The following is an 8,329-nucleotide window of genomic DNA, read 5'->3' on the forward strand; positions in this document are numbered from 1 at the left end:
GTCAACGCTGTCTCCCCGGGCTTTACCAAAACGAACCTCAACGGCTATTTGGGCACCGAGACCGTCGAGGAAGGCGCTCGCGAAGCGGTGCGCGTCGCGCTGCTGGGCCCGGACAGCCCAACAGGGATGTTCACGCGCTGGGAGAATGAAACGATCCCGTGGTGAGGGAGGCTGTTGTCCGTTGCCCCTTTGAGCCGCTACACCCGCCTTAGTCAAAATAGGGCTCCAATACCCCCTCGATCCAATCCATAAAGGCCCGGACGCGTGGCGACAGGTTACGCCGATGGGCCACGACGAGCGAGGCGGCGAGGGGCTCAGGACGTAAGTCGGGCAGAACCTCCACTAGCGCGCCGCTTTCGATGTGATGCGCGAGCGCTGAATATCCCGCCTGGATCAACCCAATCCCTGCAAGCCCGGCTGCATGATAGGTCTGAACACTGTTGACCTGCATCGCGCCTGGCAACGCAAGCGCCGCATAGCCATCCCCGTCCGGGTATTCCCATCCGGCATGCCTCGCGCCGAGTGTCAGCGTGTAGTGGACCATCCGGTGTCCCTGGCTGCACAGATCGTCGAGCGTATGCGGTATGCCGTACCGTGCCAGATAGCTCGGGCTCGCGGCATTTGTCATGCGCAGCTTGCCCAGCGGTCGGGCAATCAGCGTCTCGTCGACGATCGGACCCAGACGGATCACGCAATCGAACCCTTCCTGGACGAGATCGACACGCCGATCGGTACTGGAAAGTTCCAGTTCCAACTCTGGATGCGCCGCCATCAGTTGCGGTAGTGCGGGAACCACGACGCTTCGTGCCAATTCGGTGGGCATGTCGACGCGCAACCTTCCCCGTAGTGGTGTGCCATGACCCGAGAACATGGATTGCAATTCCTGTACTTCGGCCAGCAGGTCTCGTGCGCGTGAATAAAAGGCGCGCCCATCTTCAGTGAGTTGCACACTTCGCGTGGTCCGATGCAGGAGGGTGGCCCCCACATCTCGCTCGAGCCCACGGATCACCATAGAGACACGTCCTTTCTGGATACCGAGGCTTTCGGCCGCACGCGTGAAGCTCGTCATTTCGGCGACGCGGGCAAAGATCAGAAGTGTGTCAAGGTTTTGCATTGTTCACCAATGGAGTAACAGAACGTTCTATTTGCCGTCATTTATAGCTCAATTGTGACTCAGTAGACTGGCTCCCCATGTCGTCCACAGGACAACTCGAACGAAAGGGAACAACCATGAAGCAACACACCTCTCCGGTTAAAACGGTCGTCGTCTACCACTCTGGCTACGGGCATACCGAGCGTATGGCAACAGCTATCGCCGAAGGCGCCGGCGCCGTACTCGCCGCAATCGACAGCGACGGAAACCTTGCCGAGGATGCCTGGGAAACGCTTGACGGCGCGGATGCGATCCTGTTCGGCTCGCCGACCTACATGGGCGGCCCTAGCTGGCAGTTCAAGAAGTTCGCGGACGCAACCTCGAAGGCCTGGTTCGAAGGCGGGTGGCAAAACAAGATCTTTGGCGGCTTTACCAATAGCGCGAGTATCAACGGCGACAAGCTCAATACGCTCGAATACTTCTTCCTGCTGGCTGGGCAGCACGGCGGCATCTGGATCAGCATGGATATCAAGCCGGCAAACGTGAAAGCCTCAATGCGCGACGACCTGAATCGCATGGGCTCCTACATCGCGCCAATGGCGCAGACACCTGCCGACGCGTCGCCTGAAGAGATGTTGCCAGGGGATCTCGAAACGGCCCGCCGCTATGGCGCACGCGTCGCGATGATCGCCGGGCAGTTTCGGTCCGGAAGATTTCAAAGCAGCTGAAATTTGTGGTGCGCGAAAACCGACAGACCGGACGCCGCCGCATGTTGTCCAGCCAATCTCGAAGGGAACTGTCATGAAATACAAGCAACTTGGCCGCACCGGCCTCTATGTCTCCGAGCTTTGCCTCGGCACGATGACGATGGGCGGCAATGCTGACGCCGGCATGTGGACGGCGATCGGCGCACTCGGTCAGGACGAGGCGAACCAACTGATTGCCCGCGCGCTTGCTGAGGGAATCAACTTCATCGACACCGCCGACATTTATTCCTTCGGCCAGTCTGAACGCCTCGTCGGACAGGCGCTCAGAGACATCGGAGTCCCACGCAGCGAGATCGTGCTAGCTACCAAGACAGCCGGCGTGATGGGCCCGAAACCCAACGATCAGGGCGCGTCGCGCGGTCACATCATGGATTCCGTGCAGAGGAGCCTGGAACGGCTCCAGGTCGACCATATAGACCTTTACCAGATACACGCCAGCGATCCTGTCACGCCGATCGAAGAGACGCTGCGGGCCCTCGACGATCTTACGCGGCAGGGGCTAGTTCGTTATGTCGGCGTCTCGAATTGGCGCGCAGGCAAGATCGGTAAGGCGCTCGGGCTGAGCGAAGCACTACACGCCACGCGCTTCGAGACGCTCCAGGCCTACTATTCGATCGCCGGACGTGACGTGGAGCGCGAACTGGTGCCACTCGTCATCGAGGAGCGGATGGGGCTCCTCGTCTGGTCGCCCCTCGCCGGCGGTTTGCTTTCCGGAAAGTTTGGCCCGGGGCGCCAACCGAACAAGGTTCGAGGCGCAGCCATTTCGATTTTCCGCCGGTCGACCCTGATCGGGCCTGGCCGTGCGTTGCAGAGATGCGCGCCATGGCCGACGCGCGCGGTGTCTCGGTCGCCCGGATCGCGCTCGCCTGGTTGCTCGCCAAGCCGTATGTCACGAGCGTCATTATCGGCGCCAAGCGGGTCGAACAGCTCGAAGATAATCTCGGCGCGGTCGATGTCGTCCTCACCGAGGATGAGCTTGCGCGTCTTGAAGCCGTGAGTGCTTTGCCTCCCTACTATCCCGGCTGGATGATCGATCGTCAGGAGGCGAGCAGGGTCCTCCAGCCTTTCAGGCGCGTCGCGTCGGAATAGAACCGGCTACTGCACATCAATCCCTTCGACGCGGGCGCTCGCAAATACCTGGCCCTCGTTGAATTGCATACGCCCACAACAAAAGAGAGATCGAGCTGTTAGCGGGGTGTTCACCTGGGTCCGCCACCAATATTCACGTAGTATGCTGACCGCCTCCAAACGTCCCGTTTACGGAATGGAGACGCATACATGCGACTTGCCGACTTTATCTCCCGAAACATGGAGCCAATTCTGGCGCAGTGGGAGGCGTTCGCCGCCACCCTGCTGCCGGCGGCGGCAAACATGGAATCATCGGGATTGCGTAACGACGCGCAACAAATCCTGCACGCCGTAGCCAAGGACCTGCGAACTTCGCAAACCAGGGAAGCCCAGTACGAAAAATCGCTGGGACGAGCCCCAGCGCTGATCGATGCGACCGAAACAGCCGCACAAACGCATGCCCTGTTGAGGGCGCGAGCCGGCTTCGATATCAACCAGCTCGCGGCCGAATACCGCGCACTGCGTGCAAGCGTACTTCGCCTGTGGATGGACGATTGCGAGCCCAAAGCACCTGATCTGAACGACATCGTTCGCTTCAATGAAGCGATCGACCAGGCACTTGCCGAATCGGTCGGCTTTTTCAGCGCACAGGTCGAGCAGAATCGAAACCTGCTGCTTGGCATGATGGGACACGACATGCGCAGCCCGCTTCAGGCGATTCAGGTGACGGCATCATATCTAGCCGCTCTGAATGCGGGGAACCGGGTATCGGAAGCAGCCGCCCGCCTGATACGTAGCGGAGCCCGGATCCAGGCGCTGCTGGATGACCTGTGCGATTTCAACCGGACGCGGCTGGGCCTCGGCATCAACGTGATGCCCACGAGCATCGACCTGGCGCGCGTGCTTGCCGACGAAATCGATGAACTGCGTGCAGTTCATCCTGACCGGCAGCTCGAGCTTCACGTGAGGGGCAATCTACAGGGAGTGTGGGATGGCCGGCGCCTGCAGCAATTGCTTCAGAATCTGGTACTCAATGCCATCAAGTATGGAGCACAGGACACGCCGGTGCGCGTGGAGGTGACCGGCGATGCAACGCAGGTTCATATCGATGTCAGAAACAGTGGACCCGCCATCGAGCGTGAATCCCTGGCGCGCATCTTCGATCCGTTGACGCGGGGGGCCGACCAACAAGGCGAACATGACAGCGCGACTAGCCTGGGGCTGGGTCTGTATATTGCCAGCGAAATTGCCAAGGCCCATCACGGCGCGATCGATGCGCGATCCGACGAGACGGAGACCTCGTTTTCAGTGTCGCTCCCGCGTGCGGATGGGACGGCAAACGGGGATTGACGTTGCCTGCCGCGACGCATCACTGGATTGGCGGCACCACGCCGAGCTTTTCGGCCAGCATCCTCTCGTAGACACCAAAGTGCAGATCGACCTCTTCCTGGGTGACCACGGTCACTGAAATATTGACCTGCGCCGGCTGCAGGCCCAGCACGGTCGCGATCGCCGCCTCCAACTGCGGCGCGCAAAGCCGGTCGTCGGCGAACGTGGTGCCGATCGCGATTTCGTAAGCGTTTTCCTGCAGGAATACCACTTCGACCAGCCGCGCACGCGCGCTCATGTTGCTGTCGATCGCCAGCCGGATGACTTCGACCGCCGTGCGCATCGTCTCGGTCGGGAAACCCTTTATTGAGCGCAACCTGATTCGGTGCCGGCCAAGGGTCAGCCAATCGTATTCGAATTCCATCTTGTCCTCGCATGGTCCATCACCTACTAAATAAAGATAGGGATGTGATGACCCGGCTTCAACAGAAATTCGCAAAAAATCCCCTTGAAATTTTCGTTTGGGATTCTATTCTGAATTCCGCTCAGGCAGTCGCGCCGGCATTCCGGCGCGCTGCGTGTTTCGATTTGTTTGCCGCAGCACGGCAGACGGACTGGAGCGCGTAGGCCGGTTCGTTTCCCTGCTGCATCGAAGGAGGAAACGATCATGAGTGATCTCTATTTCGGGACCGACCTTTTCAGCGAGTTCGACCGTCTGCAACGGCAGATGGCGGGCCTCTTCGGCGGTTTCCCGTCCAGCATCCGTTCCGGGCGCTTCGGCGCCTTCCCGCAGATCAACATCGGCTCGACCGACGACTCTATCGAGATCGTCGCGTTCGCCCCAGGCGTCGATCCGGCGAAGCTCGATGTGTCGATTGACAAGGGGCTGCTGACCATCAGCGGCGAGCGCGAGACCGTACGGCCGGAAGCGGCCGGCGACGACCTGCGTACTTATGCGCAGGAGCGGTTCGTCGGCGCTTTCCGGCGCGTCATCGAACTGCCGCAGCAAGCGGACCCCGGCAAGGTCACGGCGCAGTACACCAATGGCTGCCTGACCGTGAGCATCGGCAAGCGGGAGACGTCAAAGCCGCGCGCCATCACCGTCCAATGAAACCCGTCGCAGAACTGAGGAGGACATCATGAAAGACACCACGGAACTTGCCAGGAAAGACGAAGCGGCGCTGGCCCGCCGCGAAGACGAACCGTCACAACACCGGATCACGCTAACGCCGCCCGTGGACATCTTCGAGGATAGCCAGGGCGTCACGCTGTGGGCGGATCTGCCCGGCGTTACAAAGGACCGGCTCGATCTGAAGGTGCACGATGGCAACCTGTCCATCGAGGCCGAGGCGGTGGTGCCCACGCCGGCGGGGCTGCGCCTGCAGCATGCGGAGATCCGCCAGCCTCACTTCGCGCGTTCGTTCTCCCTTGGAGTTGACCTCGACGCAACGAAAATCGATGCAAACCTGAAGAACGGTGTGCTGAAGCTGACGATACCGCGCCGCGACGAAGCCCGTCCGCGCCGGATCGAGGTGCGCACGGAGTGAAGTCGGCAGTGGAGAGCAACGGCGGGGAGAAAACCGGTGGCGGTCGTCTGGCCGCCATCCGGTTCTTCAGCCAGACCTTAAAGGGAGGATACGATGAACACCGACCCCAAAAAGTGGAATCCGTTCAAGTTCCTACGCGGGGCGGCCCGCAAGTCCGATGCGGACACACCGGAAAGCCCCCAGGCGAGCGAACAGTGGCGTGCCTCGTGGCCTGACATTCCGCGATTGTTCACACGCGAACCGTGGCGAGCGGTGGAAGAATTCTTCCATGACCCGTTTGCAGGTCGCGGCGCGCTCGAACGATGGTTTGGCGACTTCAGTTCATCGCGCTTCCAGCCGCGCATCGACGTCGTCGACGAAGGGCAGATGCTTCGCGTGACCGCCGAACTGCCCGGGATGGAGCGCGCAGACCTGACTGTGAGCGTCGAGGACGGCGCGATCGTGTTGCGCGGCGAAAAGAAACAGGACGTCCGCAGCGAGGAAGACGGCTGCTACCGGCTCGAGCGCGCCTATGGAAGCTTCATGCGCACGATCCCGATGCCGGAAAACGCCGACCCCGACCACGCATTGGCAAAATTTGATAACGGTGTGCTCACGCTGACCGTGCCAAAATCGGAGCCGGCGCGATCCACGAGTCGCACGATCGACATCGGCTAGTCAAACAGGCGGGAAGTGCCCGGGTCGCGGCGGGCAACGGGCGAGTCGGGCCGGGCCGTTAGCTCAGCTGGTAGAGCAGCGGACTTTTAATCCGTTGGTCACTGGTTCGAATCCAGTACGGCCTACCCTGGCGGCACGATCGAGTCGGACCTTGCAGGCGCGACATCACTGGATGCCCAGTGCCCGGTCAAGCGGGGCAGGATGAGCGCATTGCCCCCGAGTCCGACGTGCGGAAGGTTCTGCTCAGCGAGTAGGGCCTCGGCTATTGTTAAACGAATAGTATTGAGCCACCAGATCAAGGAAGGCGCGTGTCACAAACCCAGCGCTGTAACCGGCCTTTACAACGATGAGACCGGCAGGCGAGTTGCTCCGCGAAGCGCCGAGGAGGCTCATCGCAGTATTCAACCGCTGCCGCGTCCTCCAACCGGCCAGTACCTCGTAGCTATCCATGTGCGCATCGACCGGCGATAGCGCTTGGGAAAGTCACGCGACAACCACTGAGCGATATCCGCGCTCTATCTAGCGGCGAGCCCAGAAGGCGTCTCGACCCCAAATTTTATGTTGCGGCGCATCTAAAACCATCCTATAACCATCCACATAGATGGTGAAAGGATGGTGCGATGAAGAAACCCGCAGTATTGGACACCCTCCGCTCGAAAGGCGGCGACTCGGAAAAAATCACGATCAATCTCGGACCCGTCGATCTCGGGCAGATCGATCTCCTGGTTGAAGAAGGCTTCTACGCGAACCGGACCGACCTGATCCGAACGGCGATTCGCAACCAGCTCGCGCTACATGCGCGGGTCGTCCAGGAAACGGTTGCGCGTCGTTCGCTTGTGCTCGGGCTGCAGCATTTCTCCAGGCAGGATCTCGAGGCGATTCGAGCCGCGCGCGAGCGTCTCAACATTCAGGTCCTGGGATTGGCCAGCATTGCCGCCGATGTCTCCCCGGAACTCGCGCTCGCGACTATCGAAAGCGTCGTGGTGCTGGGAGCCTTTCACGCTTCGCCCGCAGTCAAGACGGCGCTTGCTGGCAGAATCCACTAGCCGCGCGAGGCCCACCCCCTCAACGCCGGTAATCGGACAAATGTGATGAAACTCAACGAAGGCTTTCTGAACTCAATGCACGAAGCGATGACTTTGCTGCGTACCCGCGGCGTTGCCGAAGCGACAGAAGCGATACAACGCGCGCACTGCGAGGGGAAAGCGTCGGTGCAGTGAACGAAACTGTGTCGCGGGACAAGACGCCAGAGCCCGTTGTCTTCCCGTTTGCAAAGACCAAGGAAGCGACCGCGCACAAGGCGCGAGAAGACTGCCTTGACGTGGAGGAACGAGGACATTTCATCACGCTTGCGTATGCCAATGCCGCCGGTCGCCGTCAATATCGGCTGTATGTGCCGGCGGGGGGCGCCGGCGAGCCGCTGCCACTGATTGTGATGCTGCACGGCTGCACGCAGGACGCCGACGATTTCGCAGCAGGCACGCAGATGAACGCGCTTGCCGAGCGACATCGATGTCTCGTAGCTTATCCGGTGCAACCGCGGCAGGGGAATCCGTCGAAGTGCTGGAACTGGTTCAAACCTGACGATCAGCATCGCGAGCGCGGCGAGCCGTCGCTGATCGCAGGCATCACGCGCGAAATCATCTCGGCCCACAACGTCGATCCTGCGCGCGTGTACGTCGCGGGGATGTCCGCGGGGGGCGCAATGGCGGCGATCATGATCGCCGAGTATCCCGAGCTGTACAAGTGCGTTTCATACTGCCCAACCTCGCTATGTTGTTGATAAATCTAGAGAGCCCTGTTGTGTCGTTGGTATTGTGGGGTGTCCACGCCGTGCGCGAGCCCGTCCGACGAGTTCGGTAACTGCG

8 protein-coding genes, 1 tRNA gene and 2 pseudogenes are annotated in these 8,329 nt (G+C 60.8%); 9 read left to right on the forward strand and 2 right to left on the reverse strand.

The features are described from left to right. Positions 1-208: 208 nt before the first annotated feature. Positions 209-1,114, reverse strand: coding sequence for a LysR family transcriptional regulator (locus F6X42_RS40815; protein WP_187639465.1), 906 nt, complete (start codon positions 1,112-1,114; stop codon positions 209-211). A gap of 116 nt (positions 1,115-1,230) precedes the next feature. Here F6X42_RS40815 and F6X42_RS40820 point away from each other — a divergent pair, with 116 nt between their 5' ends. From F6X42_RS40820 to F6X42_RS40830, 3 genes and pseudogenes are all read left to right on the forward strand, one after another. Then, positions 1,231-1,821, forward strand: coding sequence for a flavodoxin family protein (locus F6X42_RS40820; protein ID WP_187639466.1), 591 nt, complete (start codon positions 1,231-1,233; stop codon positions 1,819-1,821). A 73-nt stretch (positions 1,822-1,894) separates the two neighbouring features. Beyond that, positions 1,895-2,949: pseudogene (locus F6X42_RS40825) on the forward strand (aldo/keto reductase). Positions 2,950-3,138: 189 nt separating this feature from the next. After that, positions 3,139-4,278 (forward strand): sensor histidine kinase, encoded by a 1,140-nt coding sequence (locus F6X42_RS40830; RefSeq protein ID WP_187639467.1) that lies wholly within the window; start codon positions 3,139-3,141, stop codon positions 4,276-4,278. A 19-nt stretch (positions 4,279-4,297) separates the two neighbouring features. Here the strand turns inward: F6X42_RS40830 and F6X42_RS40835 are convergent, their stop codons facing one another. Continuing rightward, positions 4,298-4,681 carry a hypothetical protein gene (locus F6X42_RS40835; RefSeq protein WP_187639472.1) on the reverse strand — a complete coding sequence of 128 codons (384 nt, stop codon included), beginning with the start codon at positions 4,679-4,681 and terminating at the stop codon, positions 4,298-4,300. 243 nt (positions 4,682-4,924) lie between these two features. Here F6X42_RS40835 and F6X42_RS40840 point away from each other — a divergent pair, with 243 nt between their 5' ends. The 6 genes and pseudogenes from F6X42_RS40840 to F6X42_RS40865 all read left to right on the forward strand — a co-directional run. Continuing rightward, complete coding sequence (locus tag F6X42_RS40840; protein WP_187639468.1) at positions 4,925-5,368, forward strand: Hsp20/alpha crystallin family protein; 444 nt, start codon at positions 4,925-4,927, stop codon at positions 5,366-5,368. 28 nt (positions 5,369-5,396) lie between these two features. Beyond that, the gene (locus tag F6X42_RS40845; RefSeq protein ID WP_187639469.1) at positions 5,397-5,804 is read left to right on the forward strand and encodes an Hsp20/alpha crystallin family protein; all 408 of its coding nucleotides are present in this window, start codon (positions 5,397-5,399) and stop codon (positions 5,802-5,804) included. A 93-nt stretch (positions 5,805-5,897) separates the two neighbouring features. Beyond that, positions 5,898-6,461, forward strand: coding sequence for an Hsp20/alpha crystallin family protein (locus F6X42_RS40850; protein WP_187639470.1), 564 nt, complete (start codon positions 5,898-5,900; stop codon positions 6,459-6,461). Between the two features lie 52 nt (positions 6,462-6,513). Continuing rightward, positions 6,514-6,586 (forward strand) — tRNA-Lys (locus tag F6X42_RS40855). 495 nt (positions 6,587-7,081) lie between these two features. Further along, positions 7,082-7,507, forward strand: coding sequence for a ribbon-helix-helix domain-containing protein (locus tag F6X42_RS40860; protein ID WP_187639471.1), 426 nt, complete (start codon positions 7,082-7,084; stop codon positions 7,505-7,507). Positions 7,508-7,552: 45 nt separating this feature from the next. Beyond that, a pseudogene (locus F6X42_RS40865) lies at positions 7,553-8,205 on the forward strand (extracellular catalytic domain type 1 short-chain-length polyhydroxyalkanoate depolymerase); the annotation flags it as partial. Between the last annotated feature and the right edge of the window lie 124 nt (positions 8,206-8,329).

It is taken from the genome of Paraburkholderia podalyriae (assembly GCF_014397785.1).
Classification (GTDB): domain Bacteria; phylum Pseudomonadota; class Gammaproteobacteria; order Burkholderiales; family Burkholderiaceae; genus Paraburkholderia; species Paraburkholderia podalyriae.

Bases quoted from the DNA above. Each gene is read 5' to 3' on its own strand.
- F6X42_RS40860 (WP_187639471.1), top strand. From the start codon at position 7,082: ATGAAGAAACCCGCAGTATTGGACACCCTCCGCTCGAAAGGCGGCGAC.
- F6X42_RS40840 (WP_187639468.1), top strand. From the start codon at position 4,925: ATGAGTGATCTCTATTTCGGGACCGACCTTTTCAGCGAGTTCGACCGT.
- F6X42_RS40830 (WP_187639467.1), top strand. From the start codon at position 3,139: ATGCGACTTGCCGACTTTATCTCCCGAAACATGGAGCCAATTCTGGCG.
- F6X42_RS40835 (WP_187639472.1), bottom strand. From the start codon at position 4,681: ATGGAATTCGAATACGATTGGCTGACCCTTGGCCGGCACCGAATCAGG.
- F6X42_RS40820 (WP_187639466.1), top strand. From the start codon at position 1,231: ATGAAGCAACACACCTCTCCGGTTAAAACGGTCGTCGTCTACCACTCT.
- F6X42_RS40845 (WP_187639469.1), top strand. From the start codon at position 5,397: ATGAAAGACACCACGGAACTTGCCAGGAAAGACGAAGCGGCGCTGGCC.
- F6X42_RS40850 (WP_187639470.1), top strand. From the start codon at position 5,898: ATGAACACCGACCCCAAAAAGTGGAATCCGTTCAAGTTCCTACGCGGG.
- F6X42_RS40815 (WP_187639465.1), bottom strand. From the start codon at position 1,114: ATGCAAAACCTTGACACACTTCTGATCTTTGCCCGCGTCGCCGAAATG.